Genomic DNA, 22,629 nt, shown 5'->3' on the forward strand with positions numbered 1-22,629 from the left:
TCAGGCTTCCTCTTCCACGAGTCGGGCCAGGCGGATGCGGTTGATCTTGCCCAGCTCGGCGCGGACGATCTCGCGCTCCTGCTCCGGCGCGTTGCCGAGCCGCTCCTTGACCGCGTCGCGCATCTGTTCGCCGGTGCGGCCGGTGGCGCAGATCAGGAAGACGTGGCCGAACCTCTCCTGGTAGGCCAGGTTCAGTTCCAGCATCTCCGCCTTCAGCTCCTCGGAGGCGCCGGCCATGCCGCGCTGTTCCCGGGCCGAGGCGGGGTCGCCGGGCTTCGGGCGGCCGATCGGCGGGTGCCCGGCCATCGCCTCCGCGAGGTCCTCGGCGGTCAGCTCGGCCATTGCGGCGTCGCTCGCGGCGTACAGGTCCTCGACGGTGGTGCAGGGGCGGGCGGCGAGCAGGCGCCGGGCCCACGCCGAGGAGGCGCACACCTCGTGGAGCGCGGCGAGGGCCGCGTGCTCCTCGAGCGCGTTGAAACGGGCCAGGCCCGGCGGCGTGGAAGTGGACGTCACGGGAGCCTCCGTGGCCGCGAACGGCCGTCGTGCTGAACGGGCGTGCCGATAGCTAACGCCCTCCCCCGACAGCACGTCAACAGTTTGTTGAAAATTCCGTGTGACGAAACCCGGCGAGGCGGCGAAACCGGGCAGCGGCCCGGTCAGGCCCCCTTTTCACGGTTGAGGTAGTTGTAGACGGTGAAGCGGCTGACGCCGAGGGCGCTCGCCACGGTCTCCACGCCGTGCCGTACGGAGAAGGCGCCGCGCGCCTCCAGTATCCGCACGACCTCCTGCTTGGCCTTGCGGTCCAGGTCGGCCAGCGGCATGCCCTTGCGGCGCTCCATGGCGGCGAGGATGTGGTCCAGGGAGTCGGCGAGCTGCGGCAGCCGCACGGCGACGGCGTCGCGGCCCTCCCAGGACAGGACGACGTCGTCGGGGCCGGCCTCGTCCGGCGGGATCATCTCGCCGCCCATGGCGTCCACCAGCGGCTTGACGGCCGCGATGAACGGCTCGTCCCCCGGGCCGCTCATGCCTCGCCCTCCCCGACCACGTTGACCTGGAGCGTGATCCGGGTGGCGCCCGCCTCCAGGGTCCTGCGCAGCAGGGCGTCCACGGCGGTCAGCACCGGGTCGGCGGCGCCCTCCGCGGTGTTGCCGAAGGGGCCCACGTCCACGGCGTCCAGCTCGGCCGCCTCGACGACCTCCCGGGCCACCACGGCGTGCGCGGGCGCCTCGTCCAGGTCGAAGGGCTCGGTCGTGAACTCCACTCTCAGTCGCACGCGCTCAACCTAACGCGCGGCACGGAGATTCGTGCAGCCCCTTCGACGACCCCACCGCCCGGGCAACGGGACACGGCTCCGGAACCGGTCACCGCGGGCGACGGACCGGTGCGACGGACCCGTGCCGCTGCCGCGTAGAGCAGAGGACGGATCCGTACAGGGAGGGGACAGGGAGATGGCAGGGCGTGTGTTCAAGGGCGGGCTCAAAGGGGCCAGGGGTACGGCTGTGGCGGTGGCCGCTCTGACCGTGCTGACGGCCTCGCAGGCGCCGGGGGCGGCACCGGCCCGGGCTTCGGCACCCGCGCAACAGGCGTCCGGCGGGCACGGGCCGAGCGTGTCCGGCGACAGTCCGTACCGTACGGACCTGCCGCCGCTGCGGGCCCGGAAGGGCGAGGCCCGCCGGGCGCGGGTGTCCGGCGGGGCGTTGCCGGAGACGGTGTTCGCCGCGTACCGGAACGCCGAGGCGGAGCTCGCCCGCACCGCGCCCGGGTGCCGGCTGCGGTGGCAGCTGGCGGCGGCCATCGGCCAGGTGGAGTCCGGGCACGCGCGGGGCGGCCGGGTCACCGCGGACGGTACGACCGTGACCCCCATCCTGGGCCCGCGGCTGGACGGCGCCGGCTTCGCGCTCATCCGGGACAGCGACGGCGGCGCGTACGACCAGGACACCGTGTACGACCGGGCGGTCGGCCCCATGCAGTTCATCCCGTCGACCTGGGCCCGCTGGGGAGCGGACGGCAACGGCGACGGCCGGGCCGACCCGGACAACGTCTTCGACGCCGCGCTCGCCGCCGGCCGCTACCTGTGCGCCGGCGGCCGGAACCTGTCCGAACCGGCCGACCTGGACCGGGCGGTCCTGGGCTACAACCACTCGCGGGCCTATCTGCGCACGGTCCTCGCCTGGTACGCGTACTTCCTGTCGGGGCACCGGGTGGTGCCGGACCGTCCCGGCACGGCCTCGGGACGACCGGAGCCGTCGCGGCCCGCCGCCGCGCCCGAGCCCGCGCCGCGGCCCTCGGCGACACCGTCAGCCCGCCCGAGCGCGCCCCGGCCGCGGACGCCGGCCAAGCCCGCCTCGCCCACCCCGGCCCGGTCCCGTCCGGCGGGCGGCCCGGCGGCGACGGAGGAACCCGCGCTCCCCCTCCCCGGCACCGGCACGGACCTCCCCGGGACCGGTCTGCTGCCCGGGGACGCCCCGCTGACCAGCAACAGTGCGGACTCGATGGCCTCCACCCCCTCCCCAACCGCCGCTACCGGGCGGTAATGTCGCCACCCGCCGGGCGGCACGGGCCCGGCGGGCGAGCACGAAGGGGCCCTCATGGCGACGGACATGCCTGCGGAGACGCATGCGAACACGCCTGCCGGGAGACAGGCGGCGCAGGACCGCTGGGAGCGCATGTGGAGCCACCGCGAGCAGTTGCTCAAGGTGGCCCGGCGCAGGTCGATGAGCCAGGAGGACGCCGAGGACGCCGTGCACGAGGCGATGCTGCGCGCCGCGGAGCGCCCGGACCTGGACGACGAGCGCCTGGGCGCCTGGCTGACGACGGTCACCATGCGGCTGTGCGTCGACCGCTACCGGCAGGTCAACCGCGAGGCGGAGGTGCGCACCAGCCCCACGCTCGTCGCGCCCGGCCCGGCGCCCGTCGACGAGGTGGTGTGCGACCGGGCGGAGGCCCGCTGGCTGGCCGTGCGCAGCGGGGAGCTGCCCGCCCGCCAGGCGGAGGCGCTGCGGCTGAAGTCCGAGGACCTTGACGTCGGCCAGGTCGCCGTGCAGATGGGGCTGAGCTACCGGACCGTGGAGTCGCTGCTGGCCCGGGCCCGCCGCACGCTGCGCGCCTCGCTGGCCGGGACCCTCGGTGCCGTGCTGTTCCTGCTCGGGCGCGGGCGGCCGCACGGCGGCGGGAAGACCCAGGCGGTGGCGGTGGCCTCGACGGCGGCGACGCTGGTGGTGGCGGGGGTGCTGGTGCTGCCCTACGCGCTCGACGGTGACGGGGACGGCCCGGCTCCGCGGCCGGCCGTGGCCTCCCCGGGCGCGGCGACGGTGCTCCGGCCCGACGGCAGCGACCGGGTGTCCGTTCCGCGGCCCACCGGGTCCCCGGCCGTCCCGTCCCGGCCGGAGCCCCAGGCGTCGCCCGCCGACGGCTCGCTGCTGCCGCTGTCCGTGCCGGACCTGCCGGAGGTCTCCCCGCTGCCGGAGCTGTCGGCTCCGGGGGTGCCGGACGTGCCCGAGCTGCCGGCTCTCCCCGACGTGCCGGTCGAGCCGGCCGTCCCCACGGTCCCGTCCGTCACCGCCGTCCCGTCCGCTCCCCCGGTGCCGTCCGTTCCGCCGCTCCCCTCGGAGACTCCCGCCCTGCCGGGCTCTCCGACGGCCGTTCCCACCCCGAGCGCGCTCCCGTAACGGCGCCCGCTCCCGTAACGGCGCCCGCCGAGCCGCCCGGAAATCCGTCCGAAAAAAATCGGCCTTCGCCGCGACGGACGTCCCGCCCCTCCCCGTAGAGCAGATGTCGGAGCTGCTCCACGGCTGAAGGGTGAACCGGATGGGTGTCGAGATCTGTGTGGAAGGGCTGACCAAGTCCTTCGGTCACCAGGTCATCTGGCAGGACGTCTCGCTGACGCTGCCCGCCGGGGAGGTCTCGGTCCTGCTCGGCCCCTCCGGCACGGGCAAGTCGGTGTTCCTCAAGACGCTCGTCGGGCTGCTGAAGCCGGAGCGCGGCTCGATCACGATCCAGGGCCGCGACCTCACCCGGCTCCGCGAGCACGAGCTGTACGAGGTGCGCAAGCTGTTCGGCGTGCTGTTCCAGGACGGCGCGTTGTTCGGCTCGATGAACCTGTACGACAACATCGCCTTCCCGCTGCGCGAGCACACCCGCAAGCCCGAGAGCGAGATCCGGCGCATCGTGCTGGAGAAGATGGACATGGTCGGGCTGATCGGCGCCGAGGGGAAGCTGCCCGGCGAGATCTCCGGCGGGATGCGCAAGAGGGCCGGGCTCGCCCGGGCGCTCGTCCTCGACCCGGAGATCATCCTCTTCGACGAACCCGACTCGGGCCTCGACCCGGTGCGCGTGGCCTACCTCAACCAGCTCATCGTCGACCTGAACGCGCAGATCGACGCGACCTTCCTGATCGTCACGCACGACATCGCCTCGGCGCGCCAGGTCCCGGACAACATCGGGCTGCTGTTCCGCCGCGAGCTGGTGATGTTCGGGCCCCGCGAACGGCTGCTGGCCAGTGAGGAGCCGGTCGTGCGGCAGTTCCTGAACGGCCGGATGCAGGGGCCGATCGGCATGGCGGAGGAGAAGGACGCGGCGCAGGTCGAACAGGAGCTGGCGCAGCTCACCGAGGCGCCCGTGGTGCGGGAGCCGACGCCCCGCCTGCTGCCGGGCCCCGGCATCGTCCGCCCGCCGCGCTGGCAGGCGATCGCGAGACGCGAGGCCGAGCTGCACCGCAGAGAGGGGGCGGACGCGTGAGCCTGTCACCGACCGGGGCACTGCGGCACTCGGGACACCTGTTCGCGATGGCGCTGGACGTCGTGCGGACCCTGCCCCGGCGCCCGTTCCAGACACGGGAGTTCATCCAGCAGGCGTGGTTCGTCGCGAGCGTCACGATCCTGCCGACGGCCCTCGTCTCGATCCCCTTCGGCGCGGTCATCGCGCTGCAGATCGGCAGCCTGACCCGGCAGCTCGGCGCCCAGTCCTTCGCCGGTGCCGCGTCGGTGCTCGCGGTGCTGCGGGAGGCCTCGCCGATCGTCACCGCGCTGCTGATCGCGGGCGCGGGCGGCACGGCGATCTGCGCGGACCTCGGAGCACGCAAGATCCGCGACGAGATCGACGCCATGCAGGTCCTCGGCATCGACCCCATCCACCGGCTCGTCGTACCCCGGGTGCTGGCCTCGATGCTGGTGGCCGTGCTGCTCAACGGCCTGGTGTCGGTGGTCGGCGTCGCGGGCGGCTACTTCTTCAACGTGGTCCTGCAGAACGGCACCCCGGGCGCCTACCTCGCCTCCTTCACCACGCTCGCGCAGCTCTCCGACCTGTGGGCGGCCGAGATCAAGGCGCTGGTGTTCGGGGCGATCTCGGCGATCGTCGCCTCGTACAAGGGGCTCACGGCGAAGGGCGGGCCCAAGGGCGTGGGCGACGCCGTCAACCAGTCGGTGGTGATCACGTTCATGTTGCTGTTCGTGACGAACTTCGTGATGACCGCCGTGTACTTCCAAGTCGTTCCGCAGAGGGGCTGAGGCATGGCGCTGTTGCACCGGCTGGAGGAGCTGGGCACCCAACTGTCCTTCTACGGGCGCTCCCTGGCCTGGACCGGCCGCACCCTGCGCCGCTACAAGAAGGAGATCCTGCGGCTGCTCGCCGAGGTCAGCTTCGGGCGCGGCGCACTCGCGGTCGTCGGCGGCACGGTCGGCGTGATCGCCTTCCTGTCGTTCTTCACCGGCACCGAGGTCGGCCTCCAGGGCTACGCGGCCCTCAACCAGCTCGGCACCTCCAACTTCGTGGCGTTCCTGTCGGCGTACTTCAACACCCGGGAGATCGCCCCGCTGGTGGCCGGGCTCGCGCTGTCCGCGACGGTCGGCGCCGGGTTCACCGCCCAGCTCGGCGCGATGCGGATCAGCGAGGAGACCGACGCGCTGGAAGTGATGGGCGTGCCCTCGCTGCCGTTCCTCGTCACCACCCGGATGATCGCCGGGTTCGTCGCGGTCATCCCGCTGTACGTGGTCGGGCTGCTGTCCTCGTACCTGGCCGCCCGGACCATCACCACCGTCTACTACGGGCAGTCGACGGGCACCTACGACCACTACTTCCACCAGTACCTGCCGCCGGTCGACGTGCTCTGGTCCTTCGGCAAGGTGATCGTCTTCGCCGTGCTGATCATCCTGGTGCACTGCTACTACGGCTACTACGCGAGCGGCGGACCGGCCGGTGTCGGTGTCGCGGTGGGCCGCGCGGTCCGGACGTCGATCGTCGCCATCAACGTCCTGGACTTCTTCCTGAGCCTCGCGATCTGGGGCGCGAGCACGACCGTGCGGATCGCGGGGTGAGGCCGATGAGAACCGTCCGACTGCGCCTGTACGGCCTGGCCTTCCTCGCCGTGCTCGCGCTGCTGCTGTCGCTCGCGGTGGCCGTCTACCGGCAGGCGTTCACGCCGGTGGTGCGCATCACGCTGGAGGCCGACACGCTGGGCAACCAGCTGGAGCCGCGCGCCGACGTCAAGCTGCGCGGGCTGCTGGTCGGCGAGGTGCGCGAGGTGCGCGCCGACGGTGCGAAGGCGACGCTCGGCATCGCGCTCAAGCCGGAGTACGTCACGCACATCCCGGCGGACGTGCACGCCCGGCTGCTGCCCAAGACGCTGTTCGGCGAGAAGTACGTCGACCTCGTGGCGCCCGCCCGCTCCGGGTCCTCCCCGGCCCGGCCGATCCGCGCCGGGGACGTCATCACGCAGGACCGCACCAAGGCGGGCATGGAGGTGCAGCGGCTGCTGAACGACCTGCTGCCGCTGCTGCGCACGGTCGAACCCGGGAAACTCAACGCCACGCTCTCGGCGTTCGCCACCGCGCTGGAGGGCCGGGGCGACCGCATCGGCGACAACCTGACCCGGGTCGAGGGCTATCTGCGCCGGCTCAACCCGCATCTGCCGTCCCTGGAGGAGGACATCGCGCGCTTCGCCGACGTCGCGGAGGTGTACGGCGACGCCGCCCCCGACCTGATGAGGATCCTGCGCAACACCGTCACCACCAGCCGGACCCTCGTCGAGGAGCGGGACCGGCTGGCCGCGGCGCTGCGGACGACCACGACGGCCGCGGGCACCGCGCGGGGCGTCCTGGACGACAACGGCGACCGGCTCATCACCCTCGGCCGGGTCTCCCGGCCCACGCTGGAGCTGTTCGCCCGCTACTCGCCCGAGTACCCGTGCCTGCTGGACGGCCTGGTGCGGCAGGAGAAGGCGTCCGAGGACGCGTTCCGGGGCGGCGCGATGCGGATCACCCTGGAGGTCGTCCGGCCGCAGGGCGCGTACCGGCCCGGTGAGGAGCCGCGCTACGCCGACCGGTCGGGGCCGGACTGCCGGGGCCTGCCGAGTCCGCCCGTGCCGGGGCCGAAGCCCAAGCTGGACGACGGCACGTCGGCCGGGAGTCCGAGCGGCGGCGCGCCACCCGGCCAGGTGTCCTCGACCGGCGCCGAGCAGCGGGCCGTCGGCTCGCTCGTGGCGCCCGTCCTGGGTGTGCCCGCCGACGAGGTGCCGCCCGTGGCGACCCTGCTGTTCGGACCGCTGGCCCGCGGAACGGCGGTGAGCGTCGCATGAGCACGTCGACGGCACGCCGGACGGCCGCCCCGCTGGTCAAGTTCGGCCTCTTCGCGCTGGTGACGATCACGGCGACCGCCCTGCTCGCCGCCACCATCGTCAACCTCTCCTTCACCCCGGAGCACACCTACCGGGCGGTGTTCAGCGACGTCACCGGCCTGGAGGAGGGCGACGACATCCGGGTGGCCGGCGTGCGGGTCGGTGAGGTCGAGGACATCCGGATCAAGGACCGGACGCTCGCCGAGGTCAGCTTCACGGTGCGCGAGGACAGGCCGCTGCTCACCGGCACCCGCGCGGTCGTCCGCTACCGCAACCTGGTCGGGCAGCGCTACGTCGCCCTGACCGAGGGCGCGGGAGACGGCACCCGGCTGCGGCCCGGCGGCACGATCCCGCTGTCGCGGACCCAGCCGGCGCTGGACCTCGACGCGCTGCTGAACGGCTTCAAGCCGCTGTTCGCCGCGCTCAGCCCGAAGGACGTCAACCAGCTCGCCACCGAGATCATCAGGACCCTCCAGGGCGAGGGCGGCACGGTCAACAGCCTGCTCGCGCACACCGCGTCGCTCACGACGACCCTGGCGGACCGCGACCGGCTGATCGGCTCCGTGATCGACAACCTCAACACCGTGCTGGCCACCCTCGACAAGCGCGGCGCCCGCTTCTCCGGGCTGCTCAAGCAGCTGCGGCGGGTGATCTCGGGGCTGTCCGCCGACCGCAAACCCATCGGGGAGTCGCTGGTGAGCATCGGCGACCTGACCGAGGCCACCTCCGGGCTGCTCCGCGACGCCCGCCCGCCGCTCAAGGACGACATCGCGGAGCTGGCCGATCTCACCGGAACGCTGAACAGGAACGAGAAGACCGTGGAGGGCGTGCTGAAGCGGCTGCCGAACAAGCTCGACGAGCTGACGGGGACGGCGTCCTACGGCTCGTGGTTCAACTTCTACCTCTGCGACTTCGACGGCCGGATCGTGCTGCCGAAGACGAAGCAGGTGCTCACTCCCGAGCTGCACGTGGCGAGGGCGAGGTGCGGCGCATGAGCCCGCGTCTCCTCCGGCGGCGGCGACGCCGCCCCGAGCCCTTGATGAAGGTGCGGATCCAGCCGCCGAAGCTGCCGTGGCCCCGGCTGCGCCGGCCGCGGGCGAAGGCGTTCCGCGACCGCAACCCCGTGGTGATCGGCGCCGCCGGCCTCACCGCCCTGGCCATGCTGACGCTGGCCGCGTTCAACGCCGACAGCCTGCCGCTCATCGGCGGCGGCACGACGTACAGCGCCGCCTTCTCGGAGGCGGGCGGGCTCAAGCCGGGCGACGAGGTGCGGATCGCCGGGGTCAAGGTCGGCAAGGTCGAGGAGGTCGGCCTGGACGGCGACCACGTCCAGGTCACCTTCAAGGTCAAGGGCGACCCCGGCCTCGGCACCGACACCGGCGCGTCCATCCGGGTCAGGACCATCCTCGGCGCGAAATACCTCGCCCTGCACCCCGAGGGGCCGGGCCGGCTGGAGCCGGGCAGCGAGATCCCGCTGCGCCGGACCGTGTCGGCGTACGACGTCGTGCAGGCCTTCAGCGACCTGACGACCACGACCGAGGAGGTCGACACGGAGCGGCTCGCGAAGGCCCTGGACACCGTCTCCACCACCTTCCGGGACTCGCCCGCCGAGGTGCGGGCCTCCATCAGGGGGCTGTCGAGGATCTCCCGGACGGTGGCCTCGCGCGACAAGGAGCTGCGCGAGCTCCTCGACCACGCCAAGGGGGTCACCGGGGTGCTGGCCGACCGCTCCGAGGACTTCTCCGCGCTGGTCGAGGACGGCGACAAGCTGTTCAAGGAGATCGCCAAGCGGCGCGCCGCGATCCACAGGCTCCTCAAGAGCTCCGCCGCCCTCGGCATCCAGCTCTCCGGGCTGGTCGAGGACAACCGCGCGGAGATCGGGCCCGCCCTGAAGGGCCTGAACACGTTCGTCGCGATGCTCGAACGCAACCAGCGGAGCCTGGACCGCAGCGTGCGGCTGCTCGCCCCGTACGTGCGGGTCTTCAGCAACACCCTCGGCAACGGCCGCTGGTTCGACTCCTACGTCCAGAACCTGGTGGCCGCTCCGGTGGTGCCACGCACGGGAGGCACCCGATGACCGGACGTCTCAAGGCCGTCGCCCTGGTCACCGCGCTCGCGGTCGCCGCCGCGCTCGCCGTCGTGCTGTGGCCGCAGGCCGACCCGGTCCGGGTCACGGCCTACTTCCCGCGCACCGTCGGCATCTACCCCGGCTCGGACGTGCGCGTCCTCGGCGTCCGCATCGGCGAGGTCAGGAGCATCACGCCCGAGGGCGACCGGGTGCGCGTCGAGCTGGAATACGACCAGGAGCGCAGGGTGCCGGCCGACGCGCAGGCGGCGATCATCAACTCCTCGGTGGTCAGCGACCGGTATGTGCAGCTGCTGCCGGTGTACCGGAAGGGCCCGGTGCTGCGGGACGGCGCCGTCATCCCCGAGTCGCGCACCGCCGTCCCGGTCGAACTGGACCGGATCTTCGACAGTCTGCACACCACGTCCGAGGCGCTCGGCCCCAAGGGCGCCAACCAGGACGGCTCCCTGGCGCGACTGCTGGGCGTGAGCGCGGACAACCTCGAAGGGCAGGGCCGGAACCTGAACCGGACGGTGGAGGACCTCTCCCGGGCGGTCACCACGCTGTCCGACGGCCGCGGCGACCTGTTCGGCACCGTGCGCAACCTCCAGGTCTTCACGGCCGCGCTGGCCGCCGACGACCAGGACGTGCGGTCGTTCAACAAGAGCCTCGCCGAGGTGGCCGGGCAGCTGGCCGGGGAGCGCAAGGACCTCGCGGCGGCACTGAAGTACCTGGCGAAGGCGCTCGGTGACGTGGCCGACTTCGTGAAGAAGAACAAGAAGACGCTGGCCGCGGACGTCAAGGGCCTGAGCAAGGTCACCAAGGTGCTCGTCACCCAGCGGGCCGCCCTGGAGGAGCTGCTGGAGGTGGCGCCCACCGGGCTGTCCAACCTGCAGAACGCCTACAACCCGGCCGCCGGCACCCTCGACACCCGCAACAACGCACAGCATCCGCAGGACCCGGCCGCCCTGCTGTGCTCCCTGCTCCGGACCACCGGCGACGAGGGCGGCCGGAACCCCGACTGCGCCGAACTCAGGAAACTCTTCGGCTCCCTGCCCGAGGTGCCGAAGGCCCCCGCGGTGCCGGGCGCCGGGACGGTCGACCGGAGCCTCGGCGGAATCCTGGAGGGCCGCGCATGAGCACCCCGCGCAGGAATACGCCGCGCACGGTCCGGCTGGTCGCCTGGACGGCGTCCGGTTCGCTGCTGCTGACCGGCTGCGGCTTCAACGGCTGGTACGACGTGCCGCTGCCCGGCGGCGCCGCCGCGGACGGCCGTGCCTACCACGTCACGGTCGAGTTCCGGGACGTCCTGGACCTGGTGCCGCAGTCCGCGGTCAAGGTCGACGAGGTCACGGTGGGCGCCGTCGAGAAGGTCGAGCTGGACGGCTGGCACGCCCGGGTCCGGCTGCGGGTCGCCGACCACGTGAAGCTGCCCGGCAACGCGGTCGCCGAGCTGCGGCAGACCAGCATGCTCGGCGAGAAGTACGTGGCGCTGTCCGCCCCTGCGGGCACCGCCCCCGTGGGCCGGCTGGGCAACGGCGACCTGATCCCGCTGTCCCGCAGCGGCCGCAACGCGGAGGTCGAGGAAGTGCTGTCCGCCCTCTCCGCGCTCCTCAACGGCGGCGGGGTCGCCCAGCTCAAGACGATCACCGTGGAGCTGAACAAGGCCCTGGAGGGCCGCGAGAACCGGGTCAAGTCGCTGCTCGGGGAACTGGACACCTTCCTCGGCGGGCTGGACGGCCGGCGCAAGGACATCATCCGCGCGCTCAAGGGCATCGACCGGCTGGCCGAGCGCCTCGCCAAGGAGAAGAAGACCATCGCCACGGCCGTCGACACCATGCCGCCCGCGCTGAAGGTCCTCGCCGACCAGCGGCGCGACCTGACGAAGATGCTCACCGCCCTGTCCGAACTCGGCAAGACGGGCACGAAGGTGGTCAACGCCTCGCGGGACGACACGGTCGCCGATCTGAAGCGGCTCCGCCCGATCCTGCAACAGCTGAACGAGGCCGGCGACGACCTGCCCAACTCGCTGGAACTGCTGACGACCTACCCGTTCCCGCGCAACGCGGTGGACGCCGTCAAGGGCGACTACGTCAACCTCAGGGTGACCGCCGACCTGGATCTGGCGGGCCTGTACGGCAACCTCGCCGACGAGCCCCGCGACGGCGGCGGCTCCGGCGGGCCGAAGCCCCCGGAACTGCCCGACGCGCCGGACCTGCCCGAGCTCCCGGAGGTGCCCCGGGTGCCGGTGCCGACCGCGCCGGACACCCCGGACCTGCCGGACACGCCCGTCGAGCCCTCGGCCCCCTCGGACGGCGGTCCCCTGTGTCCGCCGGTGTGCACCGCGGCCTACGGCCCTCCGGCCGGCTCCCACCGCCTCCCGCCGGGGATCGACCTCGATCTGGCGGAGCTCCTGCTGAAGGGGATACAGCCGTGATCACGCGTACGGTCAAGGCCCAGCTGCTCGCCTTCGCCACCGTCACCGCCGTCGGCGTGTCGTACGTCGGCGCCGAGTACACCGGCCTGGTGGACGGCCTGCTCGACCGGGGCTACACCGTGCGGGCCGACTTCGCCGACTCCGGCGGCATCTTCTCCGGCGCCGAGGTCACCTACCGCGGCGTGCCGGTGGGCCGGGTGGGCGAACTGCGGCTCTCCGCCTCCGGTGTGTCGGTGACCCTGGACATCGAGGACGGCGCGCCACGGATCCCCTCGGACACCCTCGCGGTGGTGGCGAACCGCTCGGCGGTGGGCGAGCAGTACGTCGACCTGCAACCGCGCCGCACCAGCGGCCCATACCTGCTGGACGGCAGCACGATCCCGCGCGAGCGCACCCGGGTGCCACTGCCCGTCACGGACATGGTCGTCAGCCTGGACCGGCTGGTGAACTCCGTCGGCCGGGACGATCTGCGGATCACCGTCGACGAACTGGGCGAGGCCTTCGCGGGGACGGGGCCGCGGCTGAGCCGCCTGGTGGACTCGGGCAACGCGCTCGTCGAGTCGGCGTCCGACTCGCTGCCGGAGACGATCAGGCTCATCGAGGACTCGCGCACCGTGCTCAAGACGCAGACCGACCAGGGCTCGTCCATCAAGTCGTTCTCCCGCGACCTGGCCGCGCTCACCGCTCAGCTGAAGTCGAGCGACGGGGACCTGCGCCGGCTGATCGGCAACGCGCCGCCCGCCGGGGTCGAGGTCAACTCGCTGCTGAAGTCCCTCCGGCCGGACCTGCCGGTCCTGCTGGCCAACCTCATCAGCGGCGGCCAGGTGACACTGGCCCGGCTGCCCGGCGTGGAGCAGGCCCTGGTCACCTTCCCGGTGGCGGTCGCGGGCAGCCACACCGTCATCCCCGGCGACGGGACCACCCACTTCGGCCTCGTCCTCAACGCCGACGACCCGCCGGCCTGCACCCAGGGGTACGACACGCGGTGGCGCGACCCCTCGGACACGAGCAGGCGCCCGGCGAACACCGACGCGCGCTGCACCGCCCCGCGCGGCAGCGACACCTCGGTGCGCGGCGCCCAGAACGCCCCCGGCGCCCCGGGCCGTTCCGGCGGCGCGGACCGGGCGGCGTACGTCGCCCCGTACGACCCGGAGACCGGTACCGCCACCGGCCCGGACGGAACGCCCGTCGAGATCGGCTCGACGGGCGGCGAACAGACCGTGTTCGGAAAGGACTCGTGGCAATGGCTGCTCGTCGGACCGATGGCATGAGCGGGGGCCTTCGCCCGCTGACCGGCGGCCCGCTCCCGCGGGCCGTGCGACCGCTGCGGCGGCTGATCGCCGGGCGGGCGGACACCCGTCGCCGCACGGCGCCCGGGGCCGGGGAACGCGCCGCGCCGGCCGGGGACCGCGCCGTGCCGGCCGGGCGCCGGCGGGCGCTGTCGGCGGGGCTCGCCACGGCGACCGTCCTGACCACGGCGTCGGCGCTCTGGCTGGGCTTCCAGGTGCACGAGCAGCGGGCGGCCGAACAACGCCGCCAGGACATCCTGGCGGCGGCCCGGCAGTCGGCGCTGAACTTCACCTCGCTCGACTACCGGCGCTACGACCGCGACAGCGGCAACGTGCTGAAGGGCGCCACGGGCGACTTCAAGAAGCAGTTCGCCGCGCAGACCGAGGAGCTGACCGAGCTCGTCGCCCGGAACAAGTCGGTGTCCGAGGGCCAGGTCCTCGAAGCGGGCCTCGTGCGCTCCGGCGCGCGGACGGCCCGGGTCCTGGTGGTCGCCGACAGCAAGGTGACCAACACCGCCGTGCCGAAGGGGGAGGCACGCACGTACCGCCTGCAGCTCGACCTCGTCCTGGAGGGCGGCCGCTGGCTGACCTCCGACGTCGAGTTCGTCGGCTGACCACCCGTCCCGCATCGAGGCCCCGAGGAGACAGACCGTGGCGAATCCGACCACCCGAGGCCGCGGCGCCGGTTCCCCCGCCCGCCGCACCATGACCGCGGCCGCCCGCGCGGCGGCCAAGCGCACGCAGCGCGGGGAGCACGCGGAACGCACCGAGCGCGTGGCGCCGGAGCGGCAGCGGTCCGGACGGACCGTGCTCGTCGAGGCACCGGACGCCGGCTGGGACGACCCGCCCGAGCCGTCACGGGAGTTCGCGGAGGCCGTGGCGGCGGCCGAGCCGACCGGACCGGCCGGGCGCACGGACCCGGCCGGGCGCACCGCCACGGCCGATCGCACCACCGCGGCCGAGCCCGCCGACGTGGCCGAGCGGACCACCGTGGCCGAGCACACCACCGTGGCCGAGCCCGCCGACGCGGCCGGCGCCGGTGCGGGGGCGTCGCGCCTGTGGCGGAGGCCGCTCGCCCTCGCGCTCGCCGTCCTGCTCCTGGCCGGTCTGGTCGCGGGTGCCGTGCTCGGCCGCCAGTACCTGGACGGACGGCAGGCCGGGCAGGCCCGGCAGCAGGCCCTCGCGGCGGCCCGGACGGCGGCACCGGTCGTCCTGTCGTACGACTACCGGCACCTGGAGCGCGACTTCGCCCGGGCGCGCACCCATCTGACCGGGAAGTTCGCCGAGGAGTACCGCAGGACCACGAAGGCGGTGGTCGGGCCGACCGCGCGGAAGTACCACGGGGTGGTGAAGGCGACGGTCGCGGACCCGGCGGGCGGCGGCGACCCGGCGGCCTCCGTCGTGTCGGCCTCGGCGGACCGGGCCGTCGTCCTGCTCTTCGTCAACCAGGTCACCCGAAGCACCCAGGTCACGGGGTCCCGGGTGGACCTGAACCGGGTGCGCATGACCCTGACCCGCACCTCCGAGGGCTGGAAGGTGAGCACCGTCGACGCGCTGTGAACCTCCCCGGCCCACGCGCCCCCGCGCCTCCCGCGCGGGGGCGCTTTTTCGCGTGGGCTCTTGACAGCCCTTCCCGGCCACAGGCAATCTTCCATTAAGCAGAAACACGATTCCGCGATACGGAATTACAGTCTGCCAGGAACTGAACTACCAGGAAGGGAGCGCCGCCCCCGATGGGATTCGCAGACCAGCGCTTCAACGTCAACCTGTCGATCCTCTTCACGGAACTCCCGCTCCTGGAGCGCCCCGCGGCCGCCGCCGCGGCCGGCTTCACCGCGGTCGAGCTGTGGTGGCCCTGGACCGACACGCCCACCCCCGAGCAGTCCGAGCTCGACGCCCTCAAGCGGGCGATCGAGGACGCGGGCGTACAGCTCACCGGCCTGAACTTCTACGCCGGGCAGCTCCCCGGTCCGGACCGCGGCGCCCTGTCGGTCCCCGGCGCGGAGTCGGAGCGGTTCCGCGCCAACATCGACGTGGCCGCCGGCTTCGCCGCCTCACTGGGCTGCACGGCGCTCAACGCCCTGTACGGCAACCGCGTCGAGGGCGTGGACCCGGCCGAGCAGGACGCGCTCGCGCTGGAGAACCTGGCCCTGGCGGCGCGGGCGGCCGACCGGATCGGCGCGGTCCTGCTGATCGAGGCACTGAACAAGCCCGAGTCGCCGCTGTACCCCCTGGTGTCGGCCCCGGCGGCCGTGGGCGTCGTCGACAAGGTCAACGAGGCCACGGGGCTGGGCAACGCCCGCTTCCTCATGGACCTGTACCACCTGTCCATGAACGGCGAGGACCTGCCGGCGGTGATCGAGCGGTACGCCGCGCAGACCGGCCACGTCCAGATCGCCGACAACCCGGGCCGCGGCGCGCCGGGGACGGGCTCGCTGCCCCTCGAAGACCTCCTCGACCAGCTGGCCAAGGCGGGTTACGACGGCTGGGTCGGACTCGAGTACAAGCCGGGCGACCGCCCGAGCGCCGAGGCCTTCGACTGGCTGCCCCGCTGACCCCCATCCACCTGAAAGGCACCCCCGTCATGAGCAACCTCCCCAAGATCGCCTGGATCGGCCTCGGCATCATGGGCTCCCCCATGTCCGAGAACCTGATCAAGGCGGGCTACCAGGTCACCGGCTACACGCTGGAGCAGGACAAGCTGGACCGCCTGGCCGCCGCCGGCGGCACGGCCGCCGGTTCGATCGCCGAGGCCGTCCGGGACGCCGACGTCGTCATCACGATGGTGCCCGCCTCCCCGCAGGTCGAGGCCATCGCCTACGGCCCCGACGGCATCCTGGAGAACGCGCGGTCCGGCGCCCTGCTGATCGACATGTCCTCGATCACCCCGCAGACCTCGATCGACCTCGCCGAGGCCGCCGCGGACAAGGGCATCCGCGTGCTGGACGCCCCGGTGTCCGGCGGTGAGGCCGGCGCGATCGAGGCCGTGCTGTCCATCATGGTCGGCGGCGAGCAGGCCGACTTCGACCAGGCGAAGCCGGTCCTCGAGGCGCTCGGCAAGACCATCGTGCTGTGCGGCCCGCACGGCTCCGGCCAGACCGTGAAGGCCGCCAACCAGCTGATCGTCGCCGTGAACATCCAGGCGTGCGCCGAGGCCGTGGTCTTCCTGGAGAAGTCCGGCGTGGACCTGAAGGCGGCCCTGGACGTCCTCAACGGGGGCCTGGCCGGCTCGACCGTGCTGACCCGCAAGAAGGACAACTTCCTCGCCCGCGACTTCAAGCCGGGCTTCCGCATCGACCTGCACCACAAGGACATGGGCATCGTCACGGACGCCGCCCGCACCGTCGGCGCGGCCCTGCCCGTCGGCGCGGTGGTCGCCCAGCTGGTCGCGTCCCTGCGCGCGCAGGGCGACGGCGGCCTGGACCACTCGGCGCTGCTGCGGGCCGTGGAGCGGCTCTCCGGCGCCCAGGTCTGACCCTCGTAGATCCCGAGGGTCCCCCCTACCCCGGGCGGCGCCGCCGCTGACACCTGTCCTGTCGCGCCCAGAGGGGCGGCGCCGCCCGGTTCAGCCATGCCCATTGCTTCAACAAACTGTTGACGCCCCGATCGCCCGACCCTAGGCTCCACGAAGCGGAAACATTTTTCCGCTGCCCTCTCGTACGGAAGGTCACGATGTCGCAGCGCGTGCTCACCACCGAGTCCGGCGCCCCCGTCGCCGACAACCAGAACTCCGCCACCGCCGGCGTCGGCGGCCCGCTCCTGCTCCAGGACCAGCACCTGCTGGAGAAGCTCGCGCGCTTCAACCGCGAGCGCATCCCGGAGCGCGTGGTGCACGCCCGCGGCTCGGGCGCGTACGGCCACTTCGAAGTCACCGACGACGTCACGGACTTCACGCACGCCGACTTCCTGAGCACGGTCGGCGGGCGCACCGAGGTGTTCGTCCGCTTCTCCACCGTGGCCGACTCGCTGGGCGGCGCGGACGCGGTCCGCGACCCGCGCGGTTTCGCGGTGAAGTTCTACACCGAGGAGGGCAACTACGACCTCGTCGGCAACAACACCCCGGTGTTCTTCATCAAGGACCCCATCAAGTTCCCGGACTTCATCCACTCGCAGAAGCGGGACCCGTTCACGGGCCGTCAGGAGCCGGACAACGTCTGGGACTTCTGGGCGCACTCCCCCGAGGCCACGCACCAGGTGACCTGGCTGATGGGCGACCGCGGCATCCCTGCCTCGTACCGGCACATGAACGGCTACGGCTCGCACACCTACCAGTGGACCAACAGCCGGGGCGAGGCGTTCTTCGTCAAGTACCACTTCAAGACCAACCAGGGCATCCGCTGCCTGAGCGGCGAGCAGGCCGCCGAGCTCGCGGGCAAGGACCCGAACTCGCACCAGACGGACCTGCTCCAGGCCATCGAGCGGGGCGTGCACCCGTCCTGGACTCTGTACGTGCAGCTGATGCCCGCGGCCGAGGCGGCGGAGTACCGCTTCAACCCGTTCGACCTGACCAAGGTGTGGCCGCACCAGGACTACCCGCTCCGGCGCGTGGGCCGGCTGGTGCTGGACCGCAACCCGGACAACGTCTTCGCCGAGGTCGAGCAGGCCGCCTTCTCCCCGAACAACTTCGTGCCGGGCATCGGCCCCTCGCCCGACAAGATGCTCCAGGGCCGCCTGTTCGCCTACGCGGACGCCCACCGCTACCGCCTGGGCGTCAACCACACGCAGCTGGCCGTCAACGCGCCCCGGGCCACGACCGCCGAGAACTACGGCCGGGACGGCCTCATGGCGTCCAACCCGCAGGGCCGGTACGCGAAGAACTACGAGCCGAACTCCTACGACGGCCCGGTCGAGACCGGCCGGCCGCTGTCGGCCCCGCTCGCGGTGCACGGCCACACGGGCACCCACGCGGCGCCCCTGCACACCAAGGACGACGACTTCTTCCAGGCGGGCGAGCTGTACCGGCTGATGTCCGCCGAGGAGAAGTCCCGCCTGGTCGCGAACATCGCCGGCGGCCTGTCCCAGGTCTCCCGCGACGACGTGATCGAGAAGAACCTCGCGCACTTCCACGCCGCCGACCCCGAGTACGGGCGGCGCGTGGAGGAGGCGGTCCGCGCCCTGCGCGAGGACTGAACTCCCTGACCGCGTCCGACCGCCCGGGGCGACCCGGATGAGGGGTGGTCGCCCCGGGCACGGACGCGGGCAGGGCGCGGACCGCGGCGGAGTGTGAGCCAGTGCGGTGGTGAAGGTGCAGGGACCGGCTTCTCGACCCGAGGGAAGTCCGCTCCGGGCTCCGTCACACCCGCCGCGGTCCCAGTACCTGCCCCCCTCAGACCCCGTCCGGCGGCGCGAATGTCCCGTCGCGCCCAGCCTCGCGCCGCCGGACGGCCAGCCCGTTCCAGGGTGCGGAACCGCCCGCGCGGCAGCAGCCTGAAGGCATGGCACATCCAACCGAGCACCCGCACGTCGTGGTCCATGCTCCCGCCCTGGACGGATCGCGGCGGGTCACGCTGGGCGACGAACCCCTGGGCATCGCCACCCATGTCGACGACGTGGCGGAGATCCTGCGGCTGGCCGACCTCTACGTGACGGACGTCGAGGAGACCGACCTCGTCGAGTGGCAGGGCGGCGGCCCGGACGACTGGCCGGGACTCTCGGAGCACCACGGCACCTGAGCGCGTACGGCACCGGTCGTACTCCCCGTACGGCACCCTCAAATCAACCTCTGAACCCGGCCCCGGGGGCTTCAACAGCCCCCGGGGCCGGGCACATTCTCGGCACACGGGACCCGCCGGCACGGGGGCGGCGGGCCCCGGCACGGGGGTGAAGCCATGAGCGACGGTACGGCGGTCCGGCTGGAGCCGCACGAGATCGCACTGCTGGGGGACGGCCCGCGGGCCGCCGTCACCGTCGCCGTGGTGGACCTGCATCTGCGGGGCCTGCTGGAGGCCGATCGGCCCGGGACGATGCGGCGGGGCATCGGGGACGCCGTGGCGGGCGAGCGGCCCCCGTCCCCTCTGGCGGAGGCGGTGCACACGTGCCTGCGCGAGCCCGCCGGGCTGAAGACCCTGGTGAAGGACCGCGACATCCGGCTGGCGGTCGCGCTGACGCGCATCCCGCTCGCGGACGCCGGGCTGCTGCGCTACCCGCTGCTCGGCCCGACGCGCGCCGCCCGCCGCCACGTGCGGGAGCTGCGGCACACCCACCCCCTGCCGCAGGGCAGGCGCGGCCTGAGCCACCACGACCGGCTGCTGGCCGTCGCGCTGCACGGCGAGTCCGCCCTGCGGCTCCTGGTGCCCCGCTTCGCCCTGCGGGCGGGCCTGGTCCGCCGCGCCGAGGTGGGCGGCACGCCCCTCCTCAAGCACTCGCCCCGCGGCACGGGCGGCGGCTACGGGGGCCATGCCTACTGCGGCGGGGGCGGCGGTGGAGGCGGCGGCGGCGGGGAGTGATCCTCGCGACCGCGCACGCGTGGCGATCTCGCGACCACGCACGCCTGAGGGGCGGCCCGTCCTCACGGACGGACCGCCCCTCTCCGGCGTCTGTCAGACCTTCAGCGTCTTGATCGAGGTCGGGGCGTGGCCCGGCTCGGTGGCGAGCTCCTCGAACTCCACGACGTTGCCGATGTCGTTGGTCGTCGACATGGAGATGTTGGTGACGCGCTCCAGGATCGCCTCGACGACGACCGGGACCCGGTACTCCGCGGCGAGCTTCTTGGCCTGCTCGAACGCGGCGCCCAGTTCGGCCGGGTCGGTCACCCGGATCGCCTTGCAGCCGAGGCCCTCGGCGACCTTGACGTGGTCGACGCCGTAGACGCCGAGCTCCGGCGCGTTGATGTTCTCGAACTCCAGCTTGACCTGGAAGTCGATGTCGAACGCCCGCTGCGCCTGGCGGATCAGGCCCAGGTAGGCGTTGTTCACGAGGACGTGGACGTACGGGATCCGGTGCTGCGCGCCCACGGCCAGCTCCTCGATCATGAACTGGAAGTCGTAGTCGCCGGAGAGCGCGACGACGGACGCCTCCGGGTCGGCCTTGGCGACGCCGAGGGCGGCCGGGACGGTCCAGCCGAGCGGGCCGGCCTGGCCGCAGTTGATCCAGTGCCGGGGCCGGTAGACGTGCAGCATCTGGGCGCCGGCGATCTGCGAGAGGCCGATGGTGGAGACGTACCGGGTCTCCGGGCCGAAGGCCTTGTTCATCTCCTCGTAGACGCGCTGCGGCTTGATCGGGATGTCGTCGAAGTGCGTACGGCGCTGGAGGGTGGCCTTCTTCTCCTGCGCGGCGGCGGACCAGGCGGAGCGGTCGGGCAGCCGGCCGGCCGCCTTCAGCTCGCGCGCCACCTCGACGAACAGCTCCAGGGCGGCCTTGGCGTCGGAGGCGATGCCGTAGTCGGGGGCGAAGATCCGGCCGATCTGGGTGGGCTCGATGTCGACGTGGACGAAGGTCCGCCCCGCCGTGTAGACGTCCAGCTTGCCGGTGTGGCGGTTGGCCCAGCGGTTGCCGATGCCGAGGACGAAGTCGGACTCCAGGAAGGTCGCGTTGCCGTAGCGGTGCGAGGTCTGCAGGCCGACCATGCCGGCGTTCAGCTCGTGGTCGTCGGGGAGGACGCCCCAGCCCATCAGGGTGGGGACGACGGGGGTGCCGGTCAGCTCGGCGAACTCGACGAGCAGCGCTGAGGCGTCGGCGTTGATGATGCCGCCGCCGGCGACGATCAGCGGCCGCTCGGAGGCGTTCAGCATCCCGATCGCCTTCTCGATCTGGGCGCGGGTCGCGGCGGGCTTGTAGACCGGGAGCGGCTCGTACGTCTCCGGGTCGAACTCGATCTCCGTCAGCTGCACGTCGATCGGCAGGTCGATGAGGACCGGGCCGGGGCGGCCGGAGCGCATCAAATGGAAGGCCTGCTGGAAGACGCCCGGGACCTGGGCGGCCTCCAGCACCGTGACGGCCATCTTCGTGACCGGTTTGGCGATGGAGGCGATGTCGACGGCCTGGAAGTCCTCCTTGTGGATCACGGCGGTCGGGGCCTGGCCCGTGATGCACAGGATCGGGATGGAGTCGCCGGTCGCGGAGTACAGGCCCGTGATCATGTCGGTGCCGGCCGGGCCCGAGGTGCCGATGCAGACGCCGATGTTGCCCGGGTGGGTGCGGGTGTAACCCTCGGCCATGTGCGAGGCGCCCTCGACGTGCCGGGCGAGGGTGTGGGTGATGCCGCCGGAGGCTTTGAGCGCCGCGTAGAACGGGTTGATCGCCGCGCCGGGGACACCAAACGCGTCGGCGACGCCCTCCCGCTTGAGGATCTCAACTGCCGCGCGGGCAGCGGTCATTCGAGCCATGGAACTACTCCTGGTTCGGCTGTCGGATACGCACTCCCGTCGCGCCCCGCCGTGAGCACCTTCCGCATTGCGGAAACTGAATTCTGCTATTTGGAAGTAATGTAGGGGGGTGCGGGAAAGCCGTCAAGAGAGGCCCGGGGCAACGGGCCGAGCAACGGACAGGCGAGGGCCCGCGGGTGGACGATGGGGGCATGTCCGAGAGCGTGCCGGTGCGCTGTCCGGCCTGTGGGCGCGCCCAGCTGTTCGCAGCGCCGTCCTATCCGTGCGCCTGCGGAGCGCCCGTCGCGCCGCCGCTCGATCCGCGCGCGCTGCCGGCGGCCGTCACCCACCGGTCCTGGGACGAGGAGTGGGTGACCGTGCACTGCGGTGCCTGTGACCGTCCGTCGTCGTGGCCGCACCCGGAGGTGGGCTGCCCGTGCGGGACGGTGCTGCGACTCCCGGTGGCGGGCACGCGGAGCGCCCCGCCGGACCTCCCGCCGCCGCCCGCGCGCCCCGCCTTCCGGCCGGTGCCCGTCCGCACCGCGCGGGACGCGGTCACCGCCGTCGTCCTCTATCTGCACTGGCTCGGCCACGGGGAGGTGCGGCGCGCCGACCAGCGCCCGCCCTCCGGCATCGGGCTCGCCGCCCCGGGCGTGCTGGCCCAGGTGGATCCGACCGTGCGACGCGCGGACGCGCGGGACGTGGAGTGCCTGTGGCTGACCGCGATGACGGAGTCGGCGGCCTGCGTCTACTTCTCCCTCGCCGGGTACGGCGACGAGGCCCGCGCCCGCGCCGACGCCCTGGGCGTGCCGCTGTTCGTGCTCGACCCGACGGGCACCCCGCGGCCGGTCAACGAGCCGGCCGAGGCGTTCGCCGCCTGACCCGCGGGCACGGCAGGGCGCCGGCCCCCGGTGCGGGAGCCGGCG

General features: G+C 72.9%; 23 protein-coding genes. 19 read left to right on the forward strand and 4 right to left on the reverse strand.

Going from position 1 to position 22,629, the window contains the following annotated elements:
* From uraD to ABZ948_RS23715, 3 genes are all read right to left on the reverse strand, one after another.
* The gene (gene uraD, locus ABZ948_RS23705; RefSeq protein WP_359762576.1) at positions 1 to 513 is read right to left on the reverse strand and encodes a 2-oxo-4-hydroxy-4-carboxy-5-ureidoimidazoline decarboxylase; all 513 of its coding nucleotides are present in this window, start codon (positions 511 to 513) and stop codon (positions 1 to 3) included.
* Between the two features lie 143 nt (positions 514 to 656).
* On the reverse strand, positions 657 to 1,025 hold the full coding sequence (locus ABZ948_RS23710; protein ID WP_114256191.1) for a helix-turn-helix domain-containing protein: 369 nt from the start codon (positions 1,023 to 1,025) through the stop codon (positions 657 to 659).
* Entirely contained in the window at positions 1,022 to 1,273 is a 252-nt protein-coding gene (locus tag ABZ948_RS23715; protein ID WP_359762579.1) for a hypothetical protein, read from the reverse strand. Before ABZ948_RS23715 ends, ABZ948_RS23710 begins: the two co-directional genes overlap by 4 nt.
* Positions 1,274 to 1,448: 175 nt before the next feature.
* Here ABZ948_RS23715 and ABZ948_RS23720 point away from each other — a divergent pair, with 175 nt between their 5' ends.
* The 18 genes from ABZ948_RS23720 (at position 1,449) to ABZ948_RS23805 (ending at position 19,846) form a co-directional block, all read left to right on the forward strand.
* Entirely contained in the window at positions 1,449 to 2,534 is a 1,086-nt protein-coding gene (locus tag ABZ948_RS23720) for a lytic transglycosylase domain-containing protein (protein ID WP_359762581.1), read from the forward strand.
* Positions 2,535 to 2,588: 54 nt separating this feature from the next.
* Positions 2,589 to 3,668, forward strand: a complete 1,080-nt coding sequence (locus ABZ948_RS23725) for a sigma-70 family RNA polymerase sigma factor (RefSeq protein WP_359762583.1) — start codon at positions 2,589 to 2,591, stop codon at positions 3,666 to 3,668.
* Between the two features lie 139 nt (positions 3,669 to 3,807).
* Positions 3,808 to 4,737 carry an ABC transporter ATP-binding protein gene (locus ABZ948_RS23730; protein ID WP_359762585.1) on the forward strand — a complete coding sequence of 310 codons (930 nt, stop codon included), beginning with the start codon at positions 3,808 to 3,810 and terminating at the stop codon, positions 4,735 to 4,737.
* Positions 4,734 to 5,504: an MlaE family ABC transporter permease gene (locus ABZ948_RS23735; RefSeq protein WP_359762587.1), complete on the forward strand. Its 771-nt coding sequence runs from the start codon at positions 4,734 to 4,736 to the stop codon at positions 5,502 to 5,504. The genes ABZ948_RS23730 and ABZ948_RS23735 overlap by 4 nt, the downstream gene beginning before the upstream one ends.
* A 3-nt stretch (positions 5,505 to 5,507) precedes the next feature.
* Entirely contained in the window at positions 5,508 to 6,311 is an 804-nt protein-coding gene (locus tag ABZ948_RS23740) for an MlaE family ABC transporter permease (protein WP_114256185.1), read from the forward strand.
* Between the two features lie 5 nt (positions 6,312 to 6,316).
* Positions 6,317 to 7,570, forward strand: a complete 1,254-nt coding sequence (locus ABZ948_RS23745; protein WP_359762590.1) for an MCE family protein — start codon at positions 6,317 to 6,319, stop codon at positions 7,568 to 7,570.
* A complete protein-coding gene (locus ABZ948_RS23750; protein WP_359762592.1) occupies positions 7,567 to 8,604 on the forward strand; it encodes an MCE family protein in 1,038 nt (345 codons plus the stop codon). Before ABZ948_RS23745 ends, ABZ948_RS23750 begins: the two co-directional genes overlap by 4 nt.
* Complete coding sequence (locus ABZ948_RS23755; RefSeq protein ID WP_359762594.1) at positions 8,601 to 9,686, forward strand: MCE family protein; 1,086 nt, start codon at positions 8,601 to 8,603, stop codon at positions 9,684 to 9,686. The genes ABZ948_RS23750 and ABZ948_RS23755 overlap by 4 nt, the downstream gene beginning before the upstream one ends.
* Complete coding sequence (locus ABZ948_RS23760) at positions 9,683 to 10,813, forward strand: MCE family protein (protein ID WP_359762596.1); 1,131 nt, start codon at positions 9,683 to 9,685, stop codon at positions 10,811 to 10,813. The genes ABZ948_RS23755 and ABZ948_RS23760 overlap by 4 nt, the downstream gene beginning before the upstream one ends.
* Positions 10,810 to 12,111, forward strand: a complete 1,302-nt coding sequence (locus ABZ948_RS23765; RefSeq protein WP_359762598.1) for an MCE family protein — start codon at positions 10,810 to 10,812, stop codon at positions 12,109 to 12,111. The genes ABZ948_RS23760 and ABZ948_RS23765 overlap by 4 nt, the downstream gene beginning before the upstream one ends.
* Positions 12,108 to 13,382: an MCE family protein gene (locus tag ABZ948_RS23770; RefSeq protein ID WP_359762600.1), complete on the forward strand. Its 1,275-nt coding sequence runs from the start codon at positions 12,108 to 12,110 to the stop codon at positions 13,380 to 13,382. Before ABZ948_RS23765 ends, ABZ948_RS23770 begins: the two co-directional genes overlap by 4 nt.
* Positions 13,379 to 14,014: an Rv1363c family protein gene (locus ABZ948_RS23775; RefSeq protein ID WP_359762602.1), complete on the forward strand. Its 636-nt coding sequence runs from the start codon at positions 13,379 to 13,381 to the stop codon at positions 14,012 to 14,014. The genes ABZ948_RS23770 and ABZ948_RS23775 overlap by 4 nt, the downstream gene beginning before the upstream one ends.
* A 37-nt stretch (positions 14,015 to 14,051) precedes the next feature.
* A complete protein-coding gene (locus ABZ948_RS23780) occupies positions 14,052 to 14,960 on the forward strand; it encodes a hypothetical protein (RefSeq protein ID WP_359762604.1) in 909 nt (302 codons plus the stop codon).
* 173 nt (positions 14,961 to 15,133) lie between these two features.
* Entirely contained in the window at positions 15,134 to 15,955 is an 822-nt protein-coding gene (locus ABZ948_RS23785) for a TIM barrel protein (protein WP_359762606.1), read from the forward strand.
* Between the two features lie 29 nt (positions 15,956 to 15,984).
* The gene (locus ABZ948_RS23790; RefSeq protein ID WP_359762608.1) at positions 15,985 to 16,875 is read left to right on the forward strand and encodes a 2-hydroxy-3-oxopropionate reductase; all 891 of its coding nucleotides are present in this window, start codon (positions 15,985 to 15,987) and stop codon (positions 16,873 to 16,875) included.
* Positions 16,876 to 17,072: 197 nt separating this feature from the next.
* Complete coding sequence (locus ABZ948_RS23795) at positions 17,073 to 18,530, forward strand: catalase (protein WP_359762610.1); 1,458 nt, start codon at positions 17,073 to 17,075, stop codon at positions 18,528 to 18,530.
* A gap of 305 nt (positions 18,531 to 18,835) precedes the next feature.
* Positions 18,836 to 19,072: a hypothetical protein gene (locus ABZ948_RS23800; protein ID WP_359762611.1), complete on the forward strand. Its 237-nt coding sequence runs from the start codon at positions 18,836 to 18,838 to the stop codon at positions 19,070 to 19,072.
* 156 nt (positions 19,073 to 19,228) lie between these two features.
* Positions 19,229 to 19,846, forward strand: a complete 618-nt coding sequence (locus ABZ948_RS23805) for a TIGR04222 domain-containing membrane protein (RefSeq protein ID WP_359762613.1) — start codon at positions 19,229 to 19,231, stop codon at positions 19,844 to 19,846.
* Between the two features lie 93 nt (positions 19,847 to 19,939).
* Here ABZ948_RS23805 and gcl read toward each other — a convergent pair whose 3' ends face one another.
* A complete protein-coding gene (gene gcl / locus ABZ948_RS23810; RefSeq protein WP_359762615.1) occupies positions 19,940 to 21,724 on the reverse strand; it encodes a glyoxylate carboligase in 1,785 nt (594 codons plus the stop codon).
* A gap of 191 nt (positions 21,725 to 21,915) precedes the next feature.
* On the opposite strand from gcl, the gene ABZ948_RS23815 reads away from it, so the two are divergent.
* Complete coding sequence (locus ABZ948_RS23815) at positions 21,916 to 22,584, forward strand: hypothetical protein (protein ID WP_359762617.1); 669 nt, start codon at positions 21,916 to 21,918, stop codon at positions 22,582 to 22,584.
* The last annotated feature ends 45 nt before the right edge of the window (positions 22,585 to 22,629 follow it).

It is taken from the genome of Streptomyces olindensis, from assembly GCF_040645895.1.
Classification (GTDB): Bacteria; Actinomycetota; Actinomycetes; order Streptomycetales; family Streptomycetaceae; genus Streptomyces; species Streptomyces olindensis.